Source organism: Rohdeia mirabilis (assembly GCA_007750655.1).
In the GTDB taxonomy this organism is placed as follows: Bacteria; Planctomycetota; UBA1135; order UBA1135.
Genome location: CP036290.1, coordinates 3242200 through 3269166, shown reverse-complemented (window position 1 = coordinate 3269166; position 26967 = coordinate 3242200). Strand labels below are relative to the sequence as shown.

The 26967-nt window shown below is 71.4% G+C and carries 20 protein-coding genes; 13 read left to right on the top strand and 7 right to left on the bottom strand.

What is annotated here, in order from left to right; all coding sequences use genetic code 11:
- Window positions 1-830 precede the first annotated feature (830 nt).
- The 10 genes from rho to Pla163_RS12160 all read left to right on the top strand — a co-directional run bounded on the left by rho (window position 831) and on the right by Pla163_RS12160 (window position 13715).
- Window positions 831-2669, top strand: coding sequence for a transcription termination factor Rho (gene rho / locus Pla163_RS12205; protein ID WP_419185877.1), 1839 nt, complete (start codon window positions 831-833; stop codon window positions 2667-2669).
- Between the two features lie 194 nt (window positions 2670-2863).
- A complete protein-coding gene (locus Pla163_RS12200; RefSeq protein WP_145188593.1) occupies window positions 2864-3826 on the top strand; it encodes an ABC transporter ATP-binding protein in 963 nt (320 codons plus the stop codon).
- Window positions 3823-4581 (top strand): ABC transporter permease, encoded by a 759-nt coding sequence (locus Pla163_RS12195; protein ID WP_145188591.1) that lies wholly within the window; start codon window positions 3823-3825, stop codon window positions 4579-4581. Before Pla163_RS12200 ends, Pla163_RS12195 begins: the two co-directional genes overlap by 4 nt.
- Window positions 4574-6472, top strand: coding sequence for a GldG family protein (locus Pla163_RS12190; RefSeq protein WP_419185876.1), 1899 nt, complete (start codon window positions 4574-4576; stop codon window positions 6470-6472). The genes Pla163_RS12195 and Pla163_RS12190 overlap by 8 nt, the downstream gene beginning before the upstream one ends.
- 8 nt (window positions 6473-6480) lie before the next feature.
- A complete protein-coding gene (locus Pla163_RS12185; protein WP_145188585.1) occupies window positions 6481-7449 on the top strand; it encodes a hypothetical protein in 969 nt (322 codons plus the stop codon).
- 39 nt (window positions 7450-7488) lie between these two features.
- The gene (locus tag Pla163_RS12180) at window positions 7489-7878 is read left to right on the top strand and encodes a hypothetical protein (RefSeq protein WP_145188582.1); all 390 of its coding nucleotides are present in this window, start codon (window positions 7489-7491) and stop codon (window positions 7876-7878) included.
- Entirely contained in the window at window positions 7879-9351 is a 1473-nt protein-coding gene (locus Pla163_RS12175; protein ID WP_145188579.1) for a protein-disulfide reductase DsbD domain-containing protein, read from the top strand.
- Window positions 9352-9397: 46 nt separating this feature from the next.
- Window positions 9398-11233, top strand: a complete 1836-nt coding sequence (locus Pla163_RS12170) for a hypothetical protein (RefSeq protein ID WP_145188576.1) — start codon at window positions 9398-9400, stop codon at window positions 11231-11233.
- Window positions 11234-11271: 38 nt separating this feature from the next.
- The gene (msrB, locus tag Pla163_RS12165; RefSeq protein WP_419185875.1) at window positions 11272-11985 is read left to right on the top strand and encodes a peptide-methionine (R)-S-oxide reductase MsrB; all 714 of its coding nucleotides are present in this window, start codon (window positions 11272-11274) and stop codon (window positions 11983-11985) included.
- A gap of 20 nt (window positions 11986-12005) precedes the next feature.
- Window positions 12006-13715, top strand: coding sequence for an FAD-dependent oxidoreductase (locus tag Pla163_RS12160; protein WP_419185874.1), 1710 nt, complete (start codon window positions 12006-12008; stop codon window positions 13713-13715).
- Here the strand turns inward: Pla163_RS12160 and Pla163_RS12155 are convergent.
- The 3 genes from Pla163_RS12155 to Pla163_RS12145 all read right to left on the bottom strand — a co-directional run bounded on the left by Pla163_RS12155 (window position 13703) and on the right by Pla163_RS12145 (window position 18559).
- Complete coding sequence (locus Pla163_RS12155; RefSeq protein WP_419185873.1) at window positions 13703-14353, bottom strand: NUDIX hydrolase; 651 nt, start codon at window positions 14351-14353, stop codon at window positions 13703-13705. The genes Pla163_RS12160 and Pla163_RS12155 overlap by 13 nt on opposite strands.
- The gene (locus tag Pla163_RS12150; protein WP_145188566.1) at window positions 14350-17175 is read right to left on the bottom strand and encodes a pyruvate dehydrogenase; all 2826 of its coding nucleotides are present in this window, start codon (window positions 17173-17175) and stop codon (window positions 14350-14352) included. Before Pla163_RS12150 ends, Pla163_RS12155 begins: the two co-directional genes overlap by 4 nt.
- 232 nt (window positions 17176-17407) lie before the next feature.
- A complete protein-coding gene (locus Pla163_RS12145; RefSeq protein ID WP_145188563.1) occupies window positions 17408-18559 on the bottom strand; it encodes a glycosyltransferase in 1152 nt (383 codons plus the stop codon).
- Between the two features lie 508 nt (window positions 18560-19067).
- Here Pla163_RS12145 and guaB point away from each other — a divergent pair.
- The gene (gene guaB / locus Pla163_RS12140; protein WP_145188560.1) at window positions 19068-20540 is read left to right on the top strand and encodes an IMP dehydrogenase; all 1473 of its coding nucleotides are present in this window, start codon (window positions 19068-19070) and stop codon (window positions 20538-20540) included.
- 58 nt (window positions 20541-20598) lie between these two features.
- Entirely contained in the window at window positions 20599-22146 is a 1548-nt protein-coding gene (gene guaA / locus Pla163_RS12135; protein ID WP_145188557.1) for a glutamine-hydrolyzing GMP synthase, read from the top strand.
- A gap of 285 nt (window positions 22147-22431) precedes the next feature.
- On the opposite strand, the gene Pla163_RS12130 is transcribed toward guaA, so the two are convergent.
- Entirely contained in the window at window positions 22432-22647 is a 216-nt protein-coding gene (locus tag Pla163_RS12130; protein ID WP_145188554.1) for a hypothetical protein, read from the bottom strand.
- A gap of 235 nt (window positions 22648-22882) precedes the next feature.
- Between Pla163_RS12130 and Pla163_RS12125 the strand changes: the two genes are divergently transcribed.
- Window positions 22883-23548, top strand: coding sequence for a 4'-phosphopantetheinyl transferase family protein (locus tag Pla163_RS12125; RefSeq protein WP_419185872.1), 666 nt, complete (start codon window positions 22883-22885; stop codon window positions 23546-23548).
- A 30-nt stretch (window positions 23549-23578) separates the two neighbouring features.
- Here the strand turns inward: Pla163_RS12125 and gatB are convergent, their stop codons facing one another.
- From gatB to Pla163_RS12110, 3 genes are read right to left on the bottom strand one after another with little or no spacing between them, the layout of a single operon-like run.
- Window positions 23579-25039 (bottom strand): Asp-tRNA(Asn)/Glu-tRNA(Gln) amidotransferase subunit GatB, encoded by a 1461-nt coding sequence (gene gatB, locus Pla163_RS12120; protein WP_145188546.1) that lies wholly within the window; start codon window positions 25037-25039, stop codon window positions 23579-23581.
- Window positions 25036-26541: an Asp-tRNA(Asn)/Glu-tRNA(Gln) amidotransferase subunit GatA gene (gene gatA / locus Pla163_RS12115; RefSeq protein ID WP_145188543.1), complete on the bottom strand. Its 1506-nt coding sequence runs from the start codon at window positions 26539-26541 to the stop codon at window positions 25036-25038. The genes gatB and gatA overlap by 4 nt, the downstream gene beginning before the upstream one ends.
- Entirely contained in the window at window positions 26538-26966 is a 429-nt protein-coding gene (locus Pla163_RS12110; RefSeq protein ID WP_419185871.1) for an Asp-tRNA(Asn)/Glu-tRNA(Gln) amidotransferase subunit GatC, read from the bottom strand. Before Pla163_RS12110 ends, gatA begins: the two co-directional genes overlap by 4 nt.
- Window position 26967 lies beyond the last annotated feature (1 nt).

The window sequence follows — 26967 nt, the reverse complement described above, 5'->3', positions numbered from 1 at the left end:
CGTCTCGGGGGCCGATGGGGTACCATTCGAACAGTGGAGGGCACGTCGCCGACGGGCCTTCCGACCCGGAGCGCGCGCGCCGCACTCCGACCGACGGCGACCGCTCGGAACGGCCTGGAAGCCAGGACGTTCGCGACCGGACCGACCGCCTCGAAGAGGGGGTGCCTCCACCGGAGGCAAGCTGCGAAAGGACCGTGGACTCGGGCCGGGCGCGTGACCCCCTCGACGGGCCAGCCACGACCCGACCGGCCAGCCGCGATCGTCGATTCGCTGCTCGGTTCCAGAGCGAGCGATCCACTTCCGCTGCGACCGGCGTCCACGACGTCGAGGCGCACGTCACGGCGACCCTCGAACGGCGAACGGCGATCCCCGAACGGCCATCCGCGCGGCCGCGGTCGACGGCGTTCCAACGTGATCGGCCCGCAGGCGTTCGACGCACGGCGATCGCCGCGCACCGTTGCGCGCTGCGCACCCTCGCCTCGCCACCGAACGGTGTGGAACCCGCCTCCGCGCGCTCCACACCCAGAACGAACACCGTCCCGTCGTCCGCCGTTGCGGTGGATCGGGACAGCTGGAGGAACGCGTTCCCGGCCCGCAGGGCTGCGGACCGTTCGCCGTCTCGAACGGCCGGACCCGCTGCGCCTCGCGCTCGGTGGGCGGCGCTCCACCCTCTCTCGCGGTCGGCGCAGCACGCCGCTTCGTCCCGTCCCCGCCCGGAAGTCCGGTGCGAGGACCTGGTCGGAGCCGCTGCGTCCACGGGTGCCACGGCGCACCCACGACCCCAACCTCTCCCGCACCGCCACGCGCCAAGAGCCCGTGGGAAAGAACGCGTGGAAGCTGATCGACCCAACAGCCAATCGGGCACCGACACGGCTCCGTTCGGAGCCATCGCCCCCTCGTCCAAGTCGTCCACCCGGCGTCGCTCCCAGGGCGCGGCCGGGGCCTCCGACGCGCCCGCTCCCGCTGCGTCGGGCGGCGGCGACTCCGATCCCTCGTCCAAGGACTGGCGCAAGCCGGCCAAGCGTCGCGGGGGAGGGCGCCGCGGTGGACGCCGCCGCCGCCGCCCCGGGGACGACGAGGGCGACGGTCCCGAGGAGAGCGGCGATTCCGCCTCCTCGGGCGCCGCGCCGAAGGGGTCCGGTTCGAACGGTCAGGCGCCCAAAGGGTCGAAGTCGAAGGTCTCCGACGACCGATCGGAGCTGGGCGAGAGCGCGCGCTCCGAGGGCGACGACGGTTGGACGGGACCGCGCTCGAGGCGACGTCGCCGCCGCTCCCAGGGCGGTGGTGGCGACGGTGGAGCACCCGCGACCGACGGTGCCGAACGGGGTGCCTCGCGCGACGGCGATGCCGAACGTGGCCAGAACGACGGCGGTGGCTACCAGAAGACCGGACGACGCGGCGGCAAGGGGCAGTACAAGAACGCCGGTCCGAAGAAGGCCCACGTCCAAGGTCAGGGCCAGAAGGGATCGTTCAAGCAGGGCGCCCCGCCGAAGAAGGCCTTCGTCCCGAAGGGTCAGGGCGGCGGCAAGCAGCGCGAGGTCGATACGCGCGGCGGCGAACTCGAAGGCATCCTGATCACCGACAAGGGTGGACACGGAAAGCTGCGCATCGCCGAACGCCACTGGCTCGCCGATCGCACCAACGACGTGCACGTGGGTCCCAAGTGGATCACCAAGCACGACCTGCGCGAGGGCATGCTCATCAAGTGCCGCTACGGCAAAGGCATGGGCAAGCACAAGTGGGACATCACCGAGCTGCTCGAAGTCGACGGTGAGGAGCCTGCGAAGCGCCGCAAGGTGCCCGAGTTCAAGAAGCTCACGTCGATCGACCCCGACTTCCAGTACGAGGTGGGGGACCTCACGAACGACACGACGATGCGCGTGATCGACTTGATCTGTCCGGTCGGTCGAGGTCAGCGCGGCCTGATCGTGGCGCCGCCGCGTTCCGGCAAGACGGTCCTCATGAAGACCTTCGCGAAGGCCATCGAGGACCACTACCCGGACGTGCGACTGATGGTGCTGCTCGTGGACGAGCGTCCGGAGGAAGCCACCGACTGGAAGCGCTCGGTGAAGGGCGACGTCTTCGTCAGCACGAACGACGAGATGCCGCGCGACCACGTAGACATCGCCGAAGTGGTGTGGAAGCGCGCCATGCGTCTGGTCGAGCTGGGCGAGGACGTGATCGTCGTGCTCGACTCGTTGACGCGCCTCGCGCGCGCCTACAACCACGTCAAGGGCGACTCGGGCAAGACCATGTCCGGCGGTCTCGACGCGAAGGCGATGGAGCGTCCGAAGCAGTTCTTCGGAGCGGCGCGCAACACCGAGACCGCCGGCAGCCTCACGATCCTGGGCACCGCGCTGATCGAGACCGGCAGTCGCATGGACCAGGTGATCTTCGAGGAGTTCAAGGGCACCGGCAACATGGAGCTCGTCCTGTCGCGCAAGCTCGCCGATCGCCGGATCTTCCCGGCCATCGACGTGGAGCGCTCGGGCACGCGCAAGGAGGAGAAGCTGTTCTCGTCCACGCGTCTGCGCCGGGTCCAGACCCTGCGCCGCGTCCTGGCTCGGATGCACTTCGCCGAGGCCATGGATCTGCTCACGACCAAGCTCGACGACGTGGAGCGCAACGACGACTTCCTGAAGCGTTTCGACGTCGATCCGGAAGCCTGAGGGCGGCGTCGCCGCGCAGAGCCAGGGCTACGACCGCAGTCCCGACGGACCGCGGAGCTGGATCGCGACCCGCGCACGGACGCGCGCGGGTCGAACGGCCACGGCGCAGCACTCGCAGCTCGAAGTGCCGGGGCTCGCGCGGTAGATTCCTCGCCCCGCGCGGCTAGGGACACCCTCCGCGCCGCCCGCCCCCGATGATCCGCGTCCACCGCCTCTCCAAGTCCTACGGCAGCTTCCGCGCCGTGCAGGACGTCAGCTTCGAGATCGAGCGTGGCGAGGTCGTCGGCTTCCTGGGCCCGAACGGCGCCGGCAAGTCGACCACGATGAAGGTCCTGTGCGGCTACCTGGTCGCCGACGCGGGCGAGGTCGAGGTCGCCGGCGCGAAGCTGCCCGAACAGGGGCCGCTGGCGCGGGCGCGCGTGGGCTACCTGCCCGAGAGCACGCCCCTGTACCGCGCGATGCGCGTCGACCGCTTCCTGGACTTCGCGGCCCGCGCCAAGGGTCTCGGTCGCAGCGAGCGTCGTGCGGCTCTCGCGCGCGCGGTCGCGGCGGCGGACCTTCTCGGCTACCTGGACCGCCGCATCGACCAACTGTCGAAGGGCTATCGCCAGCGCGTCGGACTGGCCCAGGCGCTGCTCGCCGATCCCGACGTTCTGGTGCTCGACGAACCCACGTCCGGACTCGATCCCAACGAGGTCGTCCGCATCCGCGAGCTGATCCGCGAACTGGGCCGGACCAAGACCGTGCTGCTCTCGACGCACGTCCTGGGCGAGGTCAGCGAACTGTGCCCGCGCGTCCTGATCCTCTCCGGCGGACGACTCGTCGCGGACGGTGCACCGCACGCGTTGGCCGCGGCGCGCACGAGCGCGTTGTTCGTGCGTTTCACGGCGAGCCTCGGCTCCGCGCGCGGTTCGTTCGACGCGCTCGAAGGCGCGTTCGACGTGAGCGACGTGCCGGTCACGAACGGCGCCGCCCTGCGCCTTCGGACCGACGACCCCGACGGCCTCGCGACGCGCGTGCTCGACCTCGTCCGCGAGCGTGGACTCGAACTGGTCGAGCTCCGCCACGAAGCGCCGACGCTCGAACAGGTCTTCGCCGCCCACACCGGCGGTCGCGACGGTCGTTTCGACGCGGTCGAAGCCGGAGGCCCCGTATGACCGCCGTCGCCAAGGTCTCGGCCGTCGCGCGGCGCGAGCTCGGAGCTGCGATCGACGCACCCAGCGCCTGGGTCGCCGCGGGCGCGTTCGCGATCGCGCTGCAGGGTCTGTTCTTCTTCGCCGGCTATCCGATCGGCGACCTGCGTTTCCCCGGACTGTGGGAGGGACGCGTCGCCAGTCTGCAGGTGCTGTTCGCCTGGCTACCGCCACTGTTCGCCGTGCTCGCGCCCGCGTTCACGATGGGTTCGTGGGCCGAAGAGCGCCGCGCCGGGACCGAGGAGTTGCTGCTGACGTGGCCGATCGCCAGTTGGCAGGTCGTGCTCGGCAAGTTCCTCGCGTCCTGGCTGCTCCTGATGACCGCGGCGGTCGTCGGCGCGCTGCCCGCCACGTTGGTCGTCGCCTCGCTCGGTCCGCTCGACTGGGGCGTGGCTGCGAGCGGCGCACTCGGCGCGGCACTGCTCGGCGCCGGCTGCGTGGCCGTCGGCCTGGTGGTCTCGGCCGCGGCGCGCGAGCAACTGGTCGCGTTCCTCGTGGCCGCTCTGCTCCTGACCGGGATGTGGAGCATCGCGCTCTTCCTGCGCGTCGTGCCGGGCGAACTGGCCGAGTGGTTCTACCTCGTCAGTCCCCAGGCGCACTTCCTCGACAGTGCGGCGCGCGGCGTGTTCGACACGGCGGATCTCGTCTACTACGGCGCGCTCGTCGCTCTGGCGCTGCTCGTCAACTGGCGCATGGTGGAGGCGCGACGCCGTGGTTGATCGCAACCGGGACACGCCGCCGCAGCGCACCGCGGGCGGACCGCCGACCCTGCGCGTCGCGGCACTCACGGCGCTCCTCGCCGCGGTCCTGTTCGTGGCGCTCGCGCGCTTCGCCGACCGGCACCTGTCCGCGCGCACCGATCTCTCCGAGGACGGGCTCTCCGGATGGAGCGCGACCACCGAGCGCGTGCTCGACCAACTCGACGACCTTCTGTCCGTCGAGTTGTTCATCACCGGCGAGCCCGAGCACGCGGTCGCCCAGTTGCACCGCCGGCGCCTGCTCGACGCGTTCGACGAGTTCGAGGACCTGGCCGGACCGCGCGCGCGAGTGGTGTTGTCCGACCCGAGCAGCTCGTACCCCGACCGACTGCGCGCCGAGCGCCTGCGCATCCGGCCGGTGTCGCTGCAGGAGCAGGCCGGCACGAGTCGCGTCGAACAGGACGTCTACTTCGGGGCGGTCCTGCGCTACCGCGGAGCCGAGCAGGTCCTGCCGTTCCTGCACCCGGTCACGCTCGAGTACGACGTGGCCAGCTCGATCGCGCGCCTCGTCCGCGGACGTCCCGCACGCATCGGGTGGTACGTCGGACGCGTCCCGGTTCCCGCCGAGGACGGGTCGAACGACGGACCGAGCACCCGTCCCGACCAGGACTTCACGCTCTTGCGCGCGCACCTGTCGACGCGCTTCGAAGTGGTCGACGTGTACGGCCTCGCGAACGGCGTGCGCGTGCCCGCCGACCTCGACGCGTTGTGCGTGCTCGCGCCGCGCGACCTGGGGCCCCGCGCCGCCTTCGAGATCGAGGAGTTCGTGCGCTCGGGCAAGGGGCTGTTGCTCCTGGCCGACCGCAGTCGCGCGCTGGTCGAGGCGCGCCGCGTCGAGGCCTACGACACCGGACTCGAACCGCTGCTCGAGGCCTGGGGCGCACCGTCGTCGCCGCGCGTCCTCTGGGATCGAACGTCCTCCTACAAGGTCGAGACCCGGTCCTCGGTCGGCGGTGGCGCCACGGCCATCGACTACCCCCTGTGGAACTACGTCCAAGGTGCGGGCGGCCCGCCCGAGGGCAGTCGCTTCGACACCGAGTCGCCGGTCACCGCGCGTCTCGGCGTGCTGCTCCTGCGTTGGGCACACCCGCTCGAGTCCGGCGACGTGCCGACCGCCGTGGTGCGACGCACGTTGGCCGAGTCGTCCGAGAACTCCTGGGTGATTCCGCTGCAGCGCGACATCCGGCCCGACGCGGCGACCGTGGAGGCCACGACGCGCCAGCTCATCGCCAGCCGCGATCCGGCCGCGCGCCACGATCTGGTCGTCACTCTCGAAGGGCGATTCCCCGCGCTCGACGACGGCGCGAACGGTCCGCCGGCCGACGATCCGGCGACCGGCGAGCCCGTGCCGGGCACCGAGCGTGCGCGGCGCACCGAGGACGCGGTCGCGACGCGCGTGGCGGTCGTGGGGGACGCGGACTGGGCGCGCGACGAGGTCGTGGCGGGACCCGAGGGCCTTTCGATCATCGGGCAGAACTCGGCCACGTTCCTGGACAACGTGGTCGACTGGTTGGTGCAGAGCGACGAGTTGGTGGCGCTCCGTGCACGCGTCCCGAAGGACCGACGACTGGTCGACTTCGAAGCGCGCGCGCTCGAAGCCGCCGGTGTGGTGGAGGCCGAAGGACCGACCGGCATGACGCGGCGCGCCGAACAGGCGCGCCGTGAGGCCGCGCGCGAACGGTCGCTGCACACGCTCTACGCCGCGCTCGGCTCGCTCGCGCTGGTGGGTCTGATCGCCGCACTGGCGTTCGCGCGCCGCCGCTCCAGCACGTTGGTGCCGAACCGACCCGAAGGCGCCGATTCGACGCGCACGACCGCGCACGACGCCGACGCGGCTGGAGGAGCGCGATGAAGGACCGCGTGAACATCGCCCTCCTCGTGGCCATCGTCATCGTCGTCGCGCTCGGCGTCGTGTTCGACTCGCCCGGGCCGACGCGCCTCGGATCCGGTCCCGTGTTCGAAGGGCTCGACACGGCGCGCGTGCGTTCGATCGAAGTCGCGCGCGGGGACGAGCGTCTCGTGCTGCGCGCGGAGCCCGACGCCGCCGAACGCTGGACCATCGACGGCCTGTTCGGCTTCGCCGTCGCGGCCGGTCGCGTCGAACGCAACGTGCTCGAGCAGATCGCCAATCTGTCGCGCGCGGACCAGGCGGGCTCGACGCGCGACGGCTTCGACTTCGACGAGACCGTGTCCGTGCGCCTCTTCGACGCGGGCGGGGTCGAGCTCGTGGGCTTCGAGCAGTCGATCTCCCGTCGCCCGCCGGGTGGCGGCTCGTTCCTCGCCCGGCTCGGTGAGGAAGCGGTCTACCGATCGGTGACCTTGCCCGTGCTCCCGGCGGAACCTTCGCAGTGGTGGGACGGTCGCCTCGCACCCGACTTCGACGGCGTGGCGGGGCGGTTCGACCCCGCGGCCCTCGAGGTCGAGCTGCGCACCGAGGACGGTCCCGTTCGCCGCCGGTTCGAGCGCGGCGACGACGGGATCTGGCGGCGCACGGACTCCGGTGTCGCGGACCCTGGCGCCGCCAACACGATCGCCGTCACGCCGCTGACGCGCACGCTGCAGGAGCTCTCGCGCCTGCGGCTCGTCGACGTGGTGGCGGCAGCGCCGGCGCCGGAACACGGACTCGACGACCCGACCGCGGTCTTCACGGTCCGCTCGGGCAACCCGGACGGGAGCGGGCGGACGGACCTGGTCGTCACGATCGGGGCCAGCGACGGCGAGCGCCTGTTCGCGCGTTCGACGGGCCTGCCGGGCGAGGTCGTCGTCGCGATCGATCCGCTGGCGCTCGATGCCGTGATCGGCGCGCTGGCCCCGCTCCTCGCCGACTGACGCCACAGGGCCTCGGCCCGCCCGAGTAGCATGCTCCCCATGCTGCTCTCGATCGCCTTCGCGTCCTTCGCCGTGATCCCCGGCTCGCTCGCGTCGCCCGCGGGCCGTCAGGACGCGCCCCGAGAAGTCCTGCCCCAGCGCGTCCTCTACGCCGGCAGTCCCGACTGCGAACGCTCGCGCCAGTTCATGGCCCTGCTCGGCGAGCACTTCGCCGCCGTCGAGTTCACCGACTACTCGGGCTTCACAGGCGCCGCCGCCGACGGCTTCGACGTGGTGGTGCTGGACGCGGACGTGCGACCGACCGAGCGTTCGATCGGCCTGCCGCGCCGCCCCGAACTGGCCGACGACTACGACCGCGCGACGGTCCTGATCGGTGCCGGTGGCGTGATCGTGGCCGAGCGCTTCGAGAGCAAGCTCGACTGGTTGTGAATGTGCCTCGACCACTCCGCGCACGGGTTGCGCGCGAACCACGCCATCTTCCAGGGACCGCTGCCGGTCCAGATCACCTACGACGAGACGCCGACGCCGGAGGGCTACCGCTCGTGGCCCGGCGGCGCCGAACTCGGCCCGACCATGCAGACCTGGCGCGTGCAGACGCGCGGCTTCTCGGATGGACGCGACGAGAACGGCGAGCGCGTCGAGCCCGGCATCGTCGCCACCCCCGAGGGCTTCCTCGACTCGCCCGACGCCGAGATCGTCAGCGGCGGATTGAACATGAAGGGGCCGCGCTCGGTCGCGATCGGCCGCCACGGGAATCTGACCCTGTGGGGCTTCCACGCGCGTCCCGATCGTCTGACGCCCGACGCGCGCAACGCCTTCGTCAACACCGTCGTCTGGACGGCCGGGTTCGACGGCCAGCGCCCGCTGGTGCGCAACGTCGCGCGGTCGCGGGACGGCGTCGAGGGCGTGCTGTCGTTCTCGCGCGCGATCCGGACCAGCTGGGACTCGATGAACGAGTGGATCGACGAACAGAACGCGGAGCTCGAGGCCCTGCGCGCCGAAGCGGCCACGCGCGAGCTCGACGACGACGAGCGGCAGCGCCTCGAGGGCGTCCCGCGCAAGAAGCAGTCCTTCGAGGCCTTCGCCGAGGAGCGGCTGCGGCGCTACCATGGCGACGAGCGTTTCGAGCTCTTCGGCACCGACGTCGATGCGCACGCTCGGTGGTACGAGGAGCACCTCGAGTACCTGGTCTGGAACGCCGACGACTACCGCTTCGACGTCGACCCGAACGCGCTCGCGCTCGGACTGTCGAACCGCGAGGTGGACTCGTTGTACGACGCGATCGATCTGATCGTGGACGCGGACGAGACGGACGACGAGATCGACGAGCAGTCGGCCCGCGCACTGGTCTTCCTGGCGCGCTACACGGGTCAGGCCCTCGGCACCCGCGACGAGTGGACCGCGTGGCTCGATCAGGTCGAGGAGCGCTTGTTCTTCAGCGACGTCGGGGGCTACCGCTTCTTCGTCGAGCCTCTGCCGCCCGGTGCGATCGAGCCGCCCGACCCCGGCAACGACAAGGTGAGCTTCGCCGCCAGTCTGGTGGACGGGGACGACGGCCCGCAGCTCGTGCTGCGCGTGCGCCTCGCTCCCGGTTGGCACCTCTACGACCGAGTTCCGCCCAGCGCTCCCTACACGGTGCTCTCGATCGACGGCGACCTCGCGGGTCCGCTCTCGGCACGCGGGGCGTGGACGCGCCCGCGTTCCGCGCCGTACCCGGGCACGCCCGGCATCACGGTCTGGGAGCACCGCGTCGAGTTCACGCGCGCCGTGAACGTCGACTCCTCGGAGAGCACGGCCGACCTGGGTTCGATCTCGATCGCCTTCCAGGTCTGCGACGACCAGCGCTGCCTGCGTCCGACCCAGCTCGAGGTCCCGATCGTCGACCGGCGGGAAGCGCGTTGATCGCTCGCCCCGCGAACGCACCTGGCTCGGACGGAGTCGCTCGACGTTGAAGCGACTTCTCCCGCTCCTCGCGATCCTCGCGCTCGCCGCCGGACTGCGTCTGTTCGGCATCGGCCACGGCTTTCCGCGCACCGAGTACGTGCCGGACACGCACATCGTCCGCGGCGCGCTCGGCATGGCGCAGGAGAAGAGCCTCGTGCCGCCGGCCGGGCGCTACTCGACCTATCCGTACCTGTTGCCGTACGCGCTGCTGCCGATCTACGCCGGTCAGTACGGGCTCGGTCGCGCGACGGGCGAGTGGGGCGGCGCCGAGGAGTTCGGCCAACGCATCCTGCTCGAGCCCGAACGCGTCCACCGCCCGGCGCGCATCCTCGTGGCGCTGCTCGGACTGTTGCTGCCGCTGGCGGCGTACCTGGTCCTCGTGGAGCGCCGGGTCGATGGAGCGGCGGCGGACCGAGCGTCGCCACCACCGCTCGGCGAGGACCGCGAGCGCTGCACCGCCCTGTTCGGCGCCTACCTCGCCGCGACCTGCCTCCTCGCCGTGCATTTCTCGGTGCAGGAACGCCCGTGGGGTCCGGTGACCGCCTTCGGTCTGCTCGCCTGTTGGCCGGCGGCGCGCTACCTGCGCACGGGACGACTCGGCGCGCTCGTGGCCACGGCGGTCCTCGGAGCCGCGGCGGCGGCGTCGCACCAGGCCGGTCTGCCGATGCTCGGGATCGCGGGACTCGCGTGGTTGTTCGGCCCGCGCGGCTTCCGTTCGAAGGACGACGTGAGCACGCGTCTCGTCCACGGAGCGGTGGCCGTCGCGGCGTTCGCGTTGGTCGCGGTGGCCGTCGGCTACAACGCCGCCCTGGTCCACGGTGCGCCCGAGGCGATCGCGGGCGAGGACGACCTGTCCGGGCCCGAAGCGGACCTCTCGCTCGGCGGTCAGTCGATCGTGCTCGACATCCGGTGGGCGTCGCTCGCGCGTCTGTCGAAGGCGATGATCGGCTACGACCCGGTGCTGTGTCTGCTCGCGCTCGTCGGTCTCGTGGCGGCGCTCCGTTCTCGAGCCGCGCGCGTCCCGACCGTGTTCGCGCTCCTGTGGCTCGCGTTCTTCACGACGAACCAGAACGACCACGTCCGCTACATCCTGCCGGGGCTCGCGTTCCTCAGCGTCCCGGCCGCGTTCGGTGCGCGCATCCTGTACGAGCGCGGTGCGTTCGTGCGCGGCCTGCTCTACGCGCTGTTGCTCATTCCGCTGGTGCAGAGCGCGCGCCTGGCCTGGGTCCTGTCGAACGAGGACACCCGCGCCGTTGCCGCGCGCCTGCTGGAGGCGGATCCACCCACCGGCGTGCTCGCCATCGATCGCTACGGGCCGGTGCTCGATCCGAACCGGCGTTCGCTCGAACGCACGGCCCAGTGGCGCGATCTCGGTGCGCGCGAGCGGGCGCAACTCGCGCGACTCGAGGCAGGCGTGCTGTCCGACGGGCCCGTGGACTCGATCTCGTTCGCCGAGCTGTTCGTGTTCGACGAGCGCCATCGCGGTTGGGACTTCACCGCCGGGCGCCCGCCCGAGTTCGCCGCTCCGACCGATCCGAACGCGCTGCTCGACGCGCTCGGCGTGGAGTGGGTGCTCGTGGTCGATCGCGACACCGCGGACGGTCGCGCGCCGCTGCCGGTGGATCCGGAGCCCGCTCTGGTCGTCGAACGGGGCGCCGGCGCGGGATCGCCCGCACCGAAGCTCGCGCCGCTGCGCCTCGAACAGGAACCCGTGTGGGAGGTGGGGGAACCCGCAGCCGAACAGCGCTTGCCCACCGAGCTCGACTTCCCGCTCACGTCCCTGTGGAAGGTGACGCGCCCGGGACCGCACCTCGCCCTCTACCGGCGCGCGGATCGATGACCCAAGAACAGGTGCGCACCGTAGTCTGCGCTCGACCCATGAAGAAGATCGACCACCGCTCCGCCGCCCGCTCCCGCTTCCTGTTGCCCGTCGTCGCGCTCGGCCTCGTGCTGGGTTGTTCGACCGGCGGCGACAAGCCGTCCGCCGCGGACGTCAGCGCGGCCGACCCCACGACGACCATGACCAAGGACTCGAACGCACGCACCGACTCGAGCGGCACGCAACCCACCGGGACCGGATCGAGCGACGCCACCGCCGACGGACCGCGCGTGAGCGTCCGCGTCTTCGATCGCTCCGGCCAACTCGTCGGACCGGTCTCCTCGCCGAAGGTCGAGAAGACGCGCGAGGAGTGGATCGCCCAGCTCGGCCTCGAGCGCTTCAAGATCCTGCGCGCCGAGGGCACCGAGCGGCCCTTCTGCGGCACCCTGCTCGACAACAAGTTGGAGGGGGTCTACACGTGCGCCGGATGCGATCTGCCGCTGTTCACCAGCGCGTCCAAGTTCGACTCGGGGACCGGTTGGCCCAGCTTCTTCCAGCCGATCGCGCCCGAGAACATCACCGAGCACACCGACACCAAGCTGTTCGTGCCGCGCACCGAGATCGAGTGCACGCGCTGCGGCGGTCACCTGGGTCACGTCTTCACCGACGGACCGAAACCCACGGGCCTGCGCTACTGCCTGAACTCGGAGGCGCTCTTCTTCACGGAGTTGGCGGACACGGCCGAACTCGCCGATCCGGCCGCCGACGCCTGAATCCAATGGAGCGAGCCCCCGTGCACGATCCGACGTTCGACGCCGCACGCCGCAGGGTTCTCGCAGGTGGAGCCGCCGCAGGGGCCGGGCTGATGCTCGGCGCCTGCGGCGGTCCGCGTTCGGCGCGCGATGCTTCCGCGGACGACGAGCCGATCGCCGCCGACGTCGTCGTCGTGGGCGGGACGAGCGCCGGCGTCACGACGGCGCTGGAGGCCGCAGCCGGCGGCGCGTCGGTCGTGCTGCTCGAGGCCGGTCGCGTGCTGGGCGGCATGAGCTCGGCCGGGCTCGGCTTCAGCGACACGGGGCGCAAGGAGGTGATCGGCGGCCTGGCGCGCGAGTTCTACGGCCGCGTCTTCGAAGCCTACGAGGACGACGCCCGCTGGCGCTGGCAGGCGCGCGCGGACTTCGGGAACCGCGGTCAGGGGACCGTCGCGATCGACGGAGCCCGGCGGACCATGTGGCTGTTCGAGCCCGGCGTGGCGCGCTCGATCTTCGAGGACTGGATCGCGTCGTCGCCGGTGCGCGTCGAACTCGGTGCGGCGCTCGATCGCACGTCGCCCGGAGTCTTCGACGGCGAGCGACTGACCGAGATCCGCACGACCGACGGACGCCGCTTCCGCGCCCGTGTCTTCGTCGACGCCACCTACGAGGGCGACCTGATCGAGCTGGCGCACCTGCCCTTCGTGGTGGGGCGCGAGTCGAACGCCGAGTTCGGTGAGACCCTGAACGGCGTGCAGACCGCGCGCGCGCTCAAGAACCAGTTCCCGCCCGGCGTCGATCCGTGGATCGTCGCCGGCGATCGGGACTCGGGTCTCCTGCCGGGGCTGCGGCCGAGCCTGCCGCCGGACGGCAGCGCGGATCTGGGCGTCCAGGCCTACTGCTTCCGCCTGGCGCTCACCGACGTCCCCGCCAACCGGCTCGCCGTCGCGCCGCCGCCCGACTACGACGAGCGCGACCACGAACTCCTGTTCCGCTCGATCGAGGCCGGCCAGAGGAAGCACTTCCTGACGCTCGACCTGATGCCGAATCGCAAGACCGATTCGAACAACTGGAACGGCGCGTCGAGCGACTTCGTGGGGCAGAACCACGACTACCCGCTGGCGAGCGACGCGGAGCGCCGTGCGATCGTCGCGCGCCACGAGCGGTGGCAGCGCGGTCACCTGTGGACGCTCCAGAACCACGAGCGCGTGCCGGCCGAGATCCGCGCCTTCCACGCGCCCTGGGGGCTGGCCGCCGACGAGTACACGGACACGGGCGGCTGGCCGCACGCGGTCTACGTGCGCGAGGGGCGGCGCCTGCGCTCGGACTTCGTCGAGACCGAGCGGCACGTGCGGCGCGAGCTGCCGGTCGAGCGTCCGATCGCGATGGGCTCGTACAACATGGACTCGCACAACGTGTGGCGCCACGTCGGAGCAGATGGTTGCGTGCGCAACGAGGGCGACGTGCAAGTGCCGCCCGGCGGGCCCTACGGCATCGATCTCGGCGTCGTGCTCCCGCCGCGCGGCGCGACCACGAACGTGCTGACGCCGACCGCGGTCTCGGCCACGCACATCGCCTTCGGTTCGATCCGCATGGAGCCGGTCTTCATGGCCCTGGGTCAGGCCTGCGGAGCGATCGCGATCCAAGCACTCGAGCGCGACGGCGACGTGCAGGACACGGACTACGCGCGACTGCGCCAGCGATTGCTCGCGCGCGGCGCGGTGCTCGTGACCGCTGATCAGCGCGGATAGCGCGCGAAGGCGTAGAACAGGCTCAGGCTCGTGAACGCGTCGGCGTAGTGCCCGGCCAGGAGTCGGCGTTCGACCTCGCTGCGTGCGACGCGGTGCACGGAGAGTCGCTCCGCCGGTTCGAGGTCCGGTGCTTCGACGGGCTCGCAGTCGAGCGCCGCGAAGACGTGCGCGTAGTGGGCACTGATGCCGCCGGTGGGGAAGAAGCCCGGCAGCGCGACGATGCGTCCGGCGCGGTGGCCGGTCTCTTCCAGGAGCTCGCGCGCGGCGGCGTCGGCGGGCGCTTCGTTCGCGGCGATGCGACCGGCGGGCAGCTCCCACTGACTGCGTCCGGCCGGGTGGCGGTGGTGCCACAAGAGGAGCAGGTCGCCGCTGGTCAGGAACGGCACGACGGCCACCGCGTTCGTGACCTCGAAGACGTGGTAGTCCTGCTCCTCGCCGGGCGCGGTGCGGATGAAGTCGCGGCGCAGCCCGCACCAGGGCGAGTCGTACACGCGCTCGCTCCCGATCCGTTCGAAGGGCTCGAAAGGTTCGGGATCGCCGGCTTCGCGCTGGACCGGGTGCGGGCGGGCGCGGTCCCACTCGGGACCGTCGCCCCACCCGGGACCGCTCGGCGTCGAATCGTCCGCGCCGCCGCTCACTCGGCCGACGGCCACAGTTCGCGCCAGTGCGGACGCTCGGTGGAGCGACCCTCGAGCGCGCCGAGCACGCCGCGCGAGACCTGGACGGACTCGAGCGCCGTCTCGGCCAGCGCTCGACCGCAGGCGTCGAACACGGCGTCCGCGTCGATGCCCTGGTAGCCGTAGACCTCGTTCGGTCGGCCGCACTTGCTGAAGCGGCGCACGGCGAGCGTCAGCTGCTTGACGCCGACGATCGAACCGAGGTTGTCGAGCAGTCCGGCCTCGCCGTCGTGCACCGAGACGATCGGGACGCGCCGCCCGGCGATGGTCACCAGATCGGCGGCGTCCTGCGCGACCTGCGGCACGGCGTAGAGATCGCCGCTGATGCCGAGGCCTTCCGTCAGGTAGCGGTAGTCCTCCTCGTGACCGAGGATGCCGCACAACAGTTCGGGCGAGCTGACGACGATCACGTTGGCGTAGATGCCGCGCTCGAGCAGGCGCTCGGAGGCGGCGACCGCCTCGGTCACGAGCGAGCCCATGCAGAACAGCTGCACCACGTTGTCGCCCGGCTCGTAGCCGGCGTACCCACGCCAGTCGATCAGGTGGTACGCACCCGCCAGGACCTTCGTGCGCAGGCCCTCGAGCAGCGTCGCGTCGTCCACGGCCGGCAGCGTCGACTCGTCGGTCGCGTCGCTCCAGTTCGATCCGGCCGGAGCCAGGAGCGTGCCGGCGCCGAGTCCCTGCTTGTTCGCCGCGTGGCGACCCAGGTGGGCGAGCAGGTCCTTCTGCTTGAGCGAGCGCGTGACGCCGCGGATCAGGACGCCGGAGCGACCGACGTTGCGCCCCTCGACCTGGCGCGCGATCGCGTCCGAGAGGATCCAGTCCAACTCGACGGCGAAGGCCGGTTCCCAGGTGATGAGGTTCGGCATCTGGATGTCGCTCTTCCAGGAGTGTTGGGCTCCCTCGGGGGAGAGCGTCACTCCGGACGGCGTCGACATCAGGACGAACTCGCTGCGCCAGTAGACGTTGTAGTAGAGCTGGTCGAGCGCGCGCTTCAGGAAGAAGTCGTACACCGTCATGATCGGCATCAGCGGAATGCCGGTGTACATGTTCATCGCGCCGAACGAGCCGGCGGCGCTCATCGAGTTCTGCTCGCAGATCTCGAAACGCACGTGGCGCGTGAAGGCGTTCGAGTGCTGAACGAGCTCCGGGTGGCGCGCTTCGAACTTGGCGCTCTCGCGGTCGCGCTGGCCCTTGCCGACGATGTCGGGGCCGTAGATCCGGCTGTTCATCGTCGGTGCGATCTGCGTCGACGTGCCGACGTCGGGCGACATGGTCATGACCATGTTCGCGGCCGGTGCCCACTGGCGCTCGAACTCGTCGAGGTCCGCTTCGGCCTTCGCCGCGCCACCGATCGGCGCGCCGCCCAGTCCGTGCGTGGCGATACGTACCAGCTTGGCCGCGATCTGACCCCACATCTGTTGGGTGTGGGCGAGCGGGAACATCGACAGGTCGATGCCCAGCGAGTCCGGAACACCACCGGCATCCTCGACCCGGCGCCGCACGTCCTCGCGGTTGCGTTGGATCAGCTCGGCGTGCTGCTCCATGCCGCGCTTGAAGTGCTTGGCGCGTTCGGCGAGGAAGCGGGCCTCCTCCGAGTCGTCGGGGAAGTGCGCGAACGGACGCTCGGTCGACAGGCCGTTGCGTTCGAGGACTTCACTCACCTCCTTCTTGGAAGGCAGCGACGAGTGGTTCGCCGGGTCGGCGTAGCACTCGAGCCCGAAGCCCTTGATCGTGTGGAAGATCAAGAGGTAGGGGACGTCGGGCTCGGTGCGCGACAGCTGCATGGCCTCGGTGACGCAGTGCAGGTCGTGTCCGCCGAGGTCGCCGAGCACCGCCAGCAGGCGGTTGTCCGAGAGTTGCTCGAGCACCTGCGCGCAGGCCGGGTCGGCGGCGGTCAGGGTCGCGCGCACCAGGTCCGCGTCGCGCCGGAAGAGCAGCAGCTGCAGCTCGTAGTCGGGCAGGCCGCCCTCGAGCAGTTTCTGCAGCGCCTTGCCGCCAGGCTGTTCGAACACTTCGAGGCGACGCCGTCCGTGGCGCACCTGCACGACCTTCCAACCGTTGGCGAGCGCGGTGCGTTCGATGCGCACGGCGTCGTTGACCGTGGCGTCGTCCTCCCAGGTCCCGCGCGTGCCGTCGAGACTCTGGCGGTTGTAGTCGATCATCCAGGTGACGTTGCCCAGCTTGCGCTCGGACGCCTCGGGCATCGCTTCGAACAACGACCCTTCGCGGAACTCGCTGTCGCCCATGAGCGACCAGAAGTGCGCGTCCTTGGGCACGTCGAAGCCGTGGTCCGCCGCGTAGCGATAGGCGAGCGCGAGGAAGATCGAGTTGACCGGCGGGATGCCGACCGTGCCCGACGGCAGGAAGTGGAACGAGTCGGGGTCCGTCTTCGCGTGGTAGCTCTGGAAGACGTCCGACGCGCCCGGCTGCGCGAACTTGCGCAGCCGCTCCATCAGTCCCTCGGACTCGTCGTCCGTCAGCCAGGTCCCGTCCTCGCGCCGCATCAGACGCATGAGGTGGTGGTAGGCGTGGTCGATGGGGGACGCGTGCGGCTTGCAGCACACGAAGTCCTGGGGCTCGCGCACGACCAGGTGCAGCGCGCCCAGCACGTGGAACGAACTGGCGCAGGCCGCGGGGTGGCCACCGACCTTGGGATCGCTCGGATCCTTGTCCTTGCGCGAGTTGGCGATGTGGATCATCGCCACCATCTGGGCGAAGGCGCGGTCGGCGATGCGCTCGAGGAGGTCGAAGCGCAGTCCGCGCGCGGTCTCGGTGCTCATGTGCACAGGGCAGCTCTCGTCGTGGTTCGTGGGCGTTGGCCCGTTCGTCGCCCGCCGGGTCCTGCGCCGCCTCGATCCCCTCGGGCGGGGTGCGGCGTGGCAGGCGCGGCGGCGTCGTCACGGGGACGGGCCGGGTCGGTGCCCGAGCGGTCGAGGTGGAGGGTCTTCCGAGGTCTCGACGCGGTCCGGGCGGGTCCCCGATGGTACCGGGAAAGGCCGTCCGAGCCGCGTCTCAGCGCCCGTCCCGGGCCGCGGCGGCTCGATACAGCGCGTCGTAGCGGGCGACCATCCCGGCCTGCGTGAAGTGCTCCTCGACGCGGGCGCGGTTCGCACGACCGAGGGCAGCGCGCGTCGCCGGATCGGCGGCGAGCGCCCGCAGGCCCCGCGCGAGTCCGGCCGCGGCCTCGGAACCGCTGGGAACGACCCGGTCCTGCTGCTGGTCGGGAAGGATCGCGCGCACGTCGCCCACGTCGGTCGCGACCACCGGCAGACCCACGGCCATCGCCTCGACCATCGCGATCGGCATCTGCTCGGTGTCGCTCGGCAGGCAGAAGGCGTCGGCGGCGCGCAGCATGGGGGCCGGGTCGGGACGCGCCCCGACCAGGTGCACGCGGCCGCGCAGGTCGGGCTCCGTCGCGCGGCGTTCGAGCGCTTCGAGTTCACCGCCCGTGCCGACCAGGATCGCGTGGACGTCGGGCGGCAGGAGCGCCAGCGTCTCGAGCACGCGGTCGGGCCGCTTCTCGGGACGCAGGCCGCCGACCGTGACGAGGACGAACGCCGCCGGATCGATACCGAGCTCGGTGCGCACGGCCGCGCGTTCCGTCGCACCAGTCCCGTCCGCGTCGTTCGGTGGGGCGAAGCGCTGGGTGTCGACGCCGTTCGGGATCAGCTCGACGAGCCGCGCCGGCAGCCGCCACTCGCGCGCCGCGATCGTCTGGAGCACCTGGCTCGGCACGACGACGCGGTGGGCGCCGCGCAGGACGAAGCGGCGCACGAGGTTTCGCCGTCCGTGGCGCCGGTCGACCTCGTCCGGTCCGAAGCCGTCCTCGTGGTGGACCAGGGCGCGACGTCCGACGAGGCGACAGGCGAACACGCCGTCGAGCGCGCCCCAGTTGTAGGTCAGCACCAGGTCCGGTCGCCGCGCGCGCACGAGGCTGGCGAGCGCGCGCGTCGTCGCGAGGCTGCCCGCGCGCACCGGCGGCGCGATCCACTCGACCGCTCTTGGATCGGCCAGGAGCTCGAGCCCGGCGTCCGCTCCGGACAGGCTGACCACGGCGTGTCGATAGCCGTCGCCGAGCGCTTCGATCAGCCGCACCGCTCGCATCTGCGCGCCGCCCACGGCGAAGCCGGGAAACACGTGCAGGGTCTGGAGGGGGAGGGGCATCGCGGGGGGGGAAGTGGGGCGGCGGCAGCGCACGCGGCCTCGAACGGTAGCGTCCGAAGGCCCCACACCCGGAACTGTCCTCGTTCGAGGGGGGCGGCTCGGAGCGGCCCTGGGAGGTCCTGGGGGGGGCGCTTCGGGTCGGGATCGGGCTCGCCGGCGCGCGCGACCTGGACCGGGCGCTGGACCGGGCGCTGGACCGGGCGCTCTTCGGGGCGCGGCGAGCGCCGAAGGAGCGGCGGTTCAGCGACGAGACCCCGAGCGCGGTTCGAAGGCCCGGGTCAAGTTCGGTGGCTCCGCGGGTCGACACCCCGGTACCTCCTCCTTCTTCTGGGTCCGGGCGTCGCATCTTTGCGGCGTTCGGACCCTTTTTCGTGCGGGCCAGGTCGGGGCGCGCGGCGACGCCTCGCGCGGCTTGGACGGCCCACCCGCGCTGGCTACGATGGGCGGCTTCCACCCTCGGCAGCGAGACCTCGATCGAGGCCCGCTGCGGCAGCCGAACGACAGGACGATGGCCGACCAGTCCAGCCCCGCGCACACGTATCCCGAAGGCCTCGCCTACGACGACGTCCTCCTCGTGCCGCAGCACTCGGACGTCCTGCCGAAGGACGCCGACGTGCGCACCCGCGTCTCGCGCAACGTGACCATCAACGTGCCGCTGGTCGCTGCGGCGATGGACACGGTGACCGAGTGGCAGCTCGCCGTCGCCCTGGCCCGGGCCGGTGGTATCGGCGTCATCCACCGCAACCTGTCGATCGAGCGTCAGGTCCAGGAGGTCGACAAGGTCAAGCGATCGGCCAACGGCATCATCCGCGACCCGTTCTCGCTGCCGCCCGACGTGACGATGGAGCGCGCGCGCGACCTGATGGCGTCGCAGAACGTCTCGGGCGTGCCGATCGTCGATGCCGAGCGCCGCGTCGTCGGCATCCTGACCAAGCGCGACTGCCGCTTCGAGACGTCCGGAGACACGCCCGTCAGCGCGGTGATGACCAAGGACGACCTGGTCACGGCGCCGCCGACCACGTCGCTCGACGAAGCGCGCACGCTGCTCTACCAGCACAAGATCGAGAAGCTCCTGATCGTGGACGACGCGGGCCGATTGGCCGGTCTCATCACGATGAAGGACCTGGACAACCTCGACGCCTACCCGAACTCGGCCTGCGACGAACGCGGACGACTGCGCGCCGCCGCCGGCATCGGGGTCCACGACTACGACCGCGCCGCGGGGCTGGTGGACGCCGGCGTCGACGTGCTGGTGGTCGACACGGCCCACGGACATTCGTCCAACGTCGTCGAGACCGTCATCGCTCTGAAGAAGCGTCACGACGTGGACGTGGTGGCCGGCAACATCGCCACGGCAGAGGCCGCGCGCGAGTTGATCGCCGCTGGTGCCGACGGCATCAAGGTCGGCATCGGCCCCGGCTCGATCTGCACGACGCGCATCGTGGCCGGCATCGGCGTGCCCCAGTTCACCGCCGTGCGCGAAGTGTCCGACGCCGCCAAGGGCTCGGGCGTCCCCGTCATCGCCGACGGCGGCATCCGCTTCTCGGGCGACATCGTCAAGGCCCTCGCCGGCGGCGCCTCGTGCGTCATGCTCGGCAGCCTCTTCGCCGGCATGGACGAGAGTCCGGGCGACAAGATCATCTACAAGGGCCGGACCTTCAAAGCGGTGCGCGGCATGGGCTCGCTCGGCGCGATGATCGAAGGCGGCAAGGAACGCTATCGCCAGGGCGAGATCACCGACGCCGAGAAGCTGGTGCCCGAGGGCATCGAAGGCATGGTGCCGTACAAGGGCGAGCTCTCCAGCTACGTCTACCAGCTGGTCGGCGGCGTGCGCGCGGGCATGGGGTACTGCGGTGCTTCCACGATCGAGGCCCTGTGGGAGCGCGCGCGCTTCACGCGGGTCACGGCGGCCGCCATGAAGGAGAGCCACCCGCACGACGTGACCATCACGCGCGAGGCGCCCAACTACTTCCACGAGTGAGCGCGCGCCGGGTGCACCGCTCGAACCGCGCGCCGATCGCCGGCGCGCCGCCAAGACCATGAACGACTCCAAGGGTGTCCTGATCGTCGACCTGGGCACGCAGTACGCCCAGCTCATCGCCCGCCGCGTCCGCGAGAGCCAGGTCTGGTGCGAGATCGCGCCGGCCAAGGACGCGCTCGCCACCGCGCGCCGCATGGACCTGGCCGGCGTGATCCTCTCGGGCGGACCGGCATCGGTCTACGCCGAGGGCGCGCCGGAGATCCCGACCGAGGTGCTCGAACTGGGCGTGCCCGTGCTCGGCATCTGCTACGGGATGCAGTGGATGACGCAGACCCTGGGAGGCACCGTCGAAGCGGCCGGCAAGCGCGAGTTCGGACGCACCTCGATGCGCGTGCTCGATCCCGCCGGTCCGTTCGCCGGCATCAGCGGCCACACCGTCGTGTGGATGAGCCACGGCGACTCGGTCACGGCCATGCCCCCCGGGTTCTCCGTGCTGGCCGAGAGCGACACCTGCCCGTTCGCCGCGATGGGCGACGCGGATCGCCGCTTCTACGGCATCCAGTTCCACCCGGAGGTCAGCCACTCCGTCCGCGGCCGCGAGGTGATCGAGAACTTCCTCTATCGCGTGTGCGGACTCGAGGGCGACTGGAGCCCGCAGAACATCGTCGAGCACCAGATCGAGAAGGTGCGCGCCCAGGTCGGTGAGACCGGCGAGGTCGTGCTCGGTCTGTCGGGCGGCGTCGACAGTTCCGTCGCGGCGATGATCCTGCACCAGGCCATCGGCGACCGGCTGCACTGCATCTTCGTGGACAACGGTCTCTTGCGTAAGGGCGAGTCGGAAGCGGTCGAGCGCCTGTTCGGCGAGCACCTGCACATGGACCTGACGATGGTCGACGCGAGCGAGCGTTTCCTCGCGAGCCTCGCCGGCGTCACCGACCCCGAGACCAAGCGCAAACTCATCGGCCGCGACTTCGTGGAGGTCTTCCGCGAGCAGGCGCGCCGCTTCGAGAACGCGAACTTCCTCGCTCAAGGCACGCTCTACCCCGACGTCATCGAGTCGGTCGCCGCCCACGGTGGCAACACCGCGGTGATCAAGAGCCACCACAACGTCGGCGGCCTGCCCGAGGACCTCGAGATGGACCTGGTCGAGCCGCTGCGTGAGCTCTTCAAGGACGAGGTGCGCGCGATCGGCCGCACGCTCGGCATGCCGTCGAGTCTCGTCGATCGGCAACCTTTCCCCGGCCCCGGTCTCGCGGTGCGCATCCTCGGCGAGGTCACGCCCGCGCAGGTCGCGCTGTGCCAGGAGGCCGACGCGGTCGTGCGCGAGGAGATCGAGGCCGCGGGCGCGCACCACACCCTGTGGCAGTACTTCGCGGTTCTGTTGCCGATCCGCTCGGTGGGGGTGATGGGCGACGCCCGGACCTACGAGCAGGCCGCGGCCATTCGCGTGGTCGAGTCGCTGGACGCCATGACAGCGGACTGGGCGCACCTCGACCACGAACTGCTCGCGCGCATCAGCAACCGGATCATCAACGAGGTCCGCGGCATCAACCGGGTCGTGCTCGACATCTCGAGCAAGCCGCCGGCGACGATCGAGTGGGAGTAGTCGGCCCCGTCAGGGGACGAGTAGGGCGCGCACGGCGTTGCTCGCGCTGATCGCGAAGGTCGAGGGGTCCACCGTCACGTACGCGTGGTGCAGGACGAGGCCGGCCAATGACGGGGCGGCGCCGGGTACGAGGAACTGGCTCGCGTCCGCGTGATACGGCGCTGGCCGTACCGCGCACGCGCGTCGAACTGCGAGCGCGCCGATCGCACTCGACGTCGAGCGCCGCGCATCGGGATCGTGCGAGCCACCCAGCATCGACCTCGGCCCGCTCGTTCGCGACCTGCTCTACTTGCGCGATCCGTAGTCCGCACGCGGCGGTTGGACGTAGATCAGGTCCTCGCGATTGGCCGTCTTCCGGCCCTCCTGCTCGTCCTCCTGCCACGAGAACTTGTGGTCCTTGCCGTGGTACTTCGGGCCGGGTTCGAGGCAACCGGTCAGCCCCAGCGAAGCGGCGGCGACGACGGCGAGCAGTGGACGGACGAGGGTGGTGGAAGTGGCCATCGGATCGAGGTCGGGTCGGTTGCGGCGTGAGGAACGAGTGCCACGGCGGGATCGGTTCGTCACACTCGCTGGGTGAATAGTTCCCCGGATCGGCCGGGTTGCGGGCGGATCGGATCGACGGCGCCCGATCAACGGTAGCGTGTCCAGCATGGAGCGCGCGAGTCGGGGTGGGGGTGGGTCGAGCGGCACCGAGCCGTCCCGGGTCGTGCGGGCCGTCGGAGCCGCGCCCAGCACCGTGTCCGACGCGGAGGTCCTCCTGGACCCGACCGAACGGGCGCGCTGGGAACGACTTCACGACCCGCGCGACCGCGAGGCCTTCGCCGCTGCCCACGCGCTGCTCAAGATCGAGTTGGCGCGCCTGCACGGCGGGGCCCCGGCCGCCTGGGAGATCGGCGGCGGTGGCGACGGCCCCCCGGTCGTCGTCAGCGGGCCGCTCTGCTTCGAAGAACCACACGAGCTCGTCTGTTCGCTCGCCCACGCGCGCGGACTCGTGGCCGTCGCGATCGCCACCTGCCCGGTCGGCGTGGACTGCGAGAACCTTCCCGAGGACTGGGACATCGCCGACGTCTGCGATCGCATCGCGTCGCCGCTCGAACTCGAGCGCTGGCGCGCGCGCGACTCGGAGCCGATCGAGCTCCTGCGCCTGTGGTGCGCGAAGGAGGCGATCTCGAAGGGTCTCGGCGTCGGACTCGCGATCGATCCACGCGAGATCGAGATCGAGATGGATCCGGCCAAGCGCGGCGAACTGCGGCACGCGCGCGGACTCGTGCGCACGGACAGCGGCCCGAACGAGTGGGCGCTGCTCGCGGGTGACGCGACCGGCGGTGGCGTCGTGGTTCTCGCGGTACCGGCTTCCGCCCAGGTGCGCCCCGAGCTGTTGCTGCTCGCCGAATCGCGTTGAGTCGCGATCGCCGTCGGCGAGCGTCGCGTATCAGGACGCAGCGATCAGCTCGAGCAACAGCGCGCGCGCCTCGGCCGGGTCCGCGCGTCCGCCCGAGGCCTTCATCACCGCACCGACGAGCGCGCCGGCGGCCTTCTCGTTGCCACCCTTGACCGCGTCGACGGCCCGCGCGTTCGACTCGAGCGCCGTGCGGCACCAGGCCTCGAGGGCGCCGCGATCGCGCACCGCGCCCAAGTTCAGGCGCTCGACCCATTCCGTGGGCGAACCGCCTTCGGTGAGCAGCTTGTCGAGCACGTCGCGAGCTCCGCGCGAGTGCAGCGTGCCCGAATCGACCAGTTCGACCAGTTCAGCCAACTCGGCCGCTCCGAAGGGCAGGTCGGCCACGCTCGCCAGTGCGTTCGACTCGTCCGCGAACGCGCCCAGCACCTGGTTCGAGATCCAGTTCGCGGCCTGCTTGGCGGCGCCGTCGCCCGCGCGTTCCACCACGCCGTCGAACAGGTCGCTCACGGCGCGTTCCGCCGTCAGCACGCCCGCGTCGTAGGCCGAGAGCCCGAGGCGCTCGACGTAGTTGGCACGCCGAACGTGCGGAAGCGTGGGCAGCCCGTCGCGCAGGCGCTCGAGTTCGTCGGCGGCGACCCGGACGGGCGGCAGGTCGGGGTCGGGCATGTAGCGGTAGTCGTGCGCGTCCTCCTTCGAACGCATCGTGCGCGTCTCGCCGCGCTCGACGTCGAACAGCCGCGTCTCCTGCACCACGAGTTCCGGCGTGCCCGCTTCGTAGGCTTCGACCTGGCGCACGGCTTCGAACTCGATCGAGGCCTGCACGTTGCGCAGCGAGTTGAGGTTCTTCAGCTCGACCTTGGTCCGCAGCGGCTCGCCGGGGCGTCGCACCGAGACGTTCACGTCGCAGCGCAGATTGCCCTTCTCCATGTCCGCGTCCGAAGCGCCGGTGTAGACGAGGATCTCGCGGTAGCTCTCGAGGAACTGGACCGCGTCGTCGGACGAGCGCAGGTCGGGGCGCGTGACCAGTTCGATGAGCGGCACGCCGGCGCGGTTCAGGTCGACCAGCGTGCGCGGCCCGCGGTCGTGCACGGCCTTGCCCGCGTCCTCCTCGATGTGGATGCGCTCGAGCTCGATCGCGCGACCGTCGGCCAGGGGCACGCGCCCGCCCGTGCAGTAGGGGTGGAACAGCTGCGTGATCTGATAGCCCTTCGGCAGGTCGCAGTAGAAGTAGTGCTTGCGGTCGAAGCGGCTGGTCTCGGGGATGTGGCAGTCGAGCGCGAGGGCGACGCGCAGCGCGAGTTCCACGGCGGCGCGGTCGAGCAGCGGCAGGACGCCCGGTTGCGCGCTCGTCACGATCGAGACGAGGCTGTTCGGGTCGGCGCCGAAGCGGTACGGCTCGGGTGCGAACAGTTTGCCGCCCGTCGCGAGCTGCGCATGGACCTCGAGACCCACGACGACCTCGTAGCCGTGTTCGTGCGCGAACGTGCTCACTGGACGCTTCCGCCCGGCGCGGCGCCACGAGTTGCCTCGACCGAGTCCGGCCGCAGTGCCGCCGCCGCGCGCAGCACGGAGAGGTCCGCGGTCGCCGGGCCGATGAGTTGCAGGCCCACGGTGCGGCCGGGCTCGACGTCGACCGGAACGCTCACCGCCGGCAGGCCCGCGAGGCTGGCCGGAATCGTGAGCGCGTCGCCGCGGTAGCGCACGAGCGGATCCACGTCCTCGCCGAGCGTGAACGGCGTCGTCGGCGCGGTGGGCGTCGCGATCAGGTCGACCGACTCGAAGGCCGCGGCGAAGTCGTCGGCCACGGCGCGCCGCACGCGCGCGGCGCGGTCGAACCAGGCCTCGTAGAAGCCGCTCGACAGGACGTGGGTCCCGAGCAGGATGCGGCGCGTGACCTCGTGACCGAAGCCCTCGGTGCGCGTGGCCGTCATCATGTCCTCGAGGCTCGTACCCGCTTCGACGCGGCGGCCATAGCGCACGCCGTCGTAGCGCGCGAGATTGCTCGAGGCCTCGGCGGGCGCGAGCACGTAGTAGACGGCCACGCCGTGGCGGTGGTGGGGGAGGTCGACCGTGACCAGCTCGGCACCGAGTTCGCGAGCGCGTTCGAGCGTGCGCGTGAAGCGTTCGAGCACGTGCGGATCGACGTCCGTCAGTGCGGAGTCGTCGAACACGCCCAGACGCAGGCCGGCGAGCGGACGGTTCGCGTCGCGCGCGTCGGGAGCCGCGAGTTCGCGATCGAGGTCCGTGCGCTCGAACGCCGTGGAGTCGCGCCCATCGGGCCCGGCCATGACGGCGAGTGCGAGTTCGAGGTCGCGCGCGCTCCTGGCCAGCGTTCCGATGGTGTCGAGCGACGAAGCGAAGGCCACGAGTCCGTGACGCGAAACGCGGCCCCAGGTCGGCTTGTGTCCGAAGACGCCGCAGAACGCGGCGGGTTGGCGCACCGAGCCGCCCGTGTCCGATCCGAGCGCGAGCGGCACGATCCCCGCGGCCACCGCCGCCGCCGAACCGCTCGACGAACCGCCCGGCGAGCGTGCGGCCCCTCCCGCGGGCGTGCGCGGATTCGTCGTCGCTCCGCTCGCGCAGTTCTCGCCGCTCGAGCCCATGCCGAACTCGTCCATGCGCGTCGTTCCGACGACGACGGCTCCGGCCGCGACGAGCCGCTCGACCGCCGTCGCGTCGTAGATCGAGCGGTGGCCCGCGAGCAGTCGCGAGCCACAGGTCGTGAGTTCCCCGTCCACGCAGATGTTCGACTTGATCGCGATCGGGACGCCGAACAGGGGGCCGCAGCTCGCGCCGCCCGACCGCGCGCGATCGAGCTCGCGCGCGCGCTCCAGTGCGGCCTCCTCGTCCAGCGCTTCGAAGCACCCGAACGGATCCGTGCGCGCGCGCTCGAGGGCGGCGCCGACGGTGCTCTCCGCACTCTGGGTTCCGTCCGCGATGCGGCGCGCCACGTCGTGGGCGTCACCGGCCAACTGGTCGTGCGCGCCGCTCACTGTTCGATCGTCCGGGGCACGCCGAAGTGGCCGTCGATCGGTTCGGGGGCACCTTCGAGCAGGCGGGCGCGGTCCACGGCCGAGGTCGGGTCCGGGGCCGCGAGGCGGCTGTCGCGCCGCGACGTACCCGCCGCCGCGGGGTCGGTCGGGGCGGCGTGGCGAAGCGGCTCCGCGAGCGACGCGTGCAGGGGCTGGTGCAGCGGCTCCAGGTTCGACACGTCCACCTCCTGGAGGCTCTCGAAGGCGGCCAGGATGCGCACGAGGTCGTCGGAGAGGGACGCCTCGCGCTGCGGATCGAGCGCCAGTCGCGCCAGACGGGCTTCGCGACGCAGCGTCGAGGGCTCCGGGTGCGGTGCGCCGGACTCGCGGGAGCCGGCGTCCGGGGTGCCCTTCAGGGGCGGTCGTCGGTCGTCCGAGGTGGCCATG

Bases quoted from the DNA above. Each gene is read 5' to 3' on its own strand.
- Pla163_RS12150 (WP_145188566.1), bottom strand. From the start codon at position 17,175: ATGAGCACCGAGACCGCGCGCGGACTGCGCTTCGACCTCCTCGAGCGC.
- Pla163_RS12180 (WP_145188582.1), top strand. From the start codon at position 7,489: ATGCTGCTCTCGATCGCCTTCGCGTCCTTCGCCGTGATCCCCGGCTCG.
- Pla163_RS12195 (WP_145188591.1), top strand. From the start codon at position 3,823: ATGACCGCCGTCGCCAAGGTCTCGGCCGTCGCGCGGCGCGAGCTCGGA.
- guaA (WP_145188557.1), top strand. From the start codon at position 20,599: ATGAACGACTCCAAGGGTGTCCTGATCGTCGACCTGGGCACGCAGTAC.
- Pla163_RS12110 (WP_419185871.1), bottom strand. From the start codon at position 26,966: ATGGCCACCTCGGACGACCGACGACCGCCCCTGAAGGGCACCCCGGAC.
- Pla163_RS12200 (WP_145188593.1), top strand. From the start codon at position 2,864: ATGATCCGCGTCCACCGCCTCTCCAAGTCCTACGGCAGCTTCCGCGCC.
- Pla163_RS12130 (WP_145188554.1), bottom strand. From the start codon at position 22,647: ATGGCCACTTCCACCACCCTCGTCCGTCCACTGCTCGCCGTCGTCGCC.
- msrB (WP_419185875.1), top strand. From the start codon at position 11,272: ATGAAGAAGATCGACCACCGCTCCGCCGCCCGCTCCCGCTTCCTGTTG.
- Pla163_RS12175 (WP_145188579.1), top strand. From the start codon at position 7,879: ATGTGCCTCGACCACTCCGCGCACGGGTTGCGCGCGAACCACGCCATC.
- Pla163_RS12145 (WP_145188563.1), bottom strand. From the start codon at position 18,559: ATGCCCCTCCCCCTCCAGACCCTGCACGTGTTTCCCGGCTTCGCCGTG.
- guaB (WP_145188560.1), top strand. From the start codon at position 19,068: ATGGCCGACCAGTCCAGCCCCGCGCACACGTATCCCGAAGGCCTCGCC.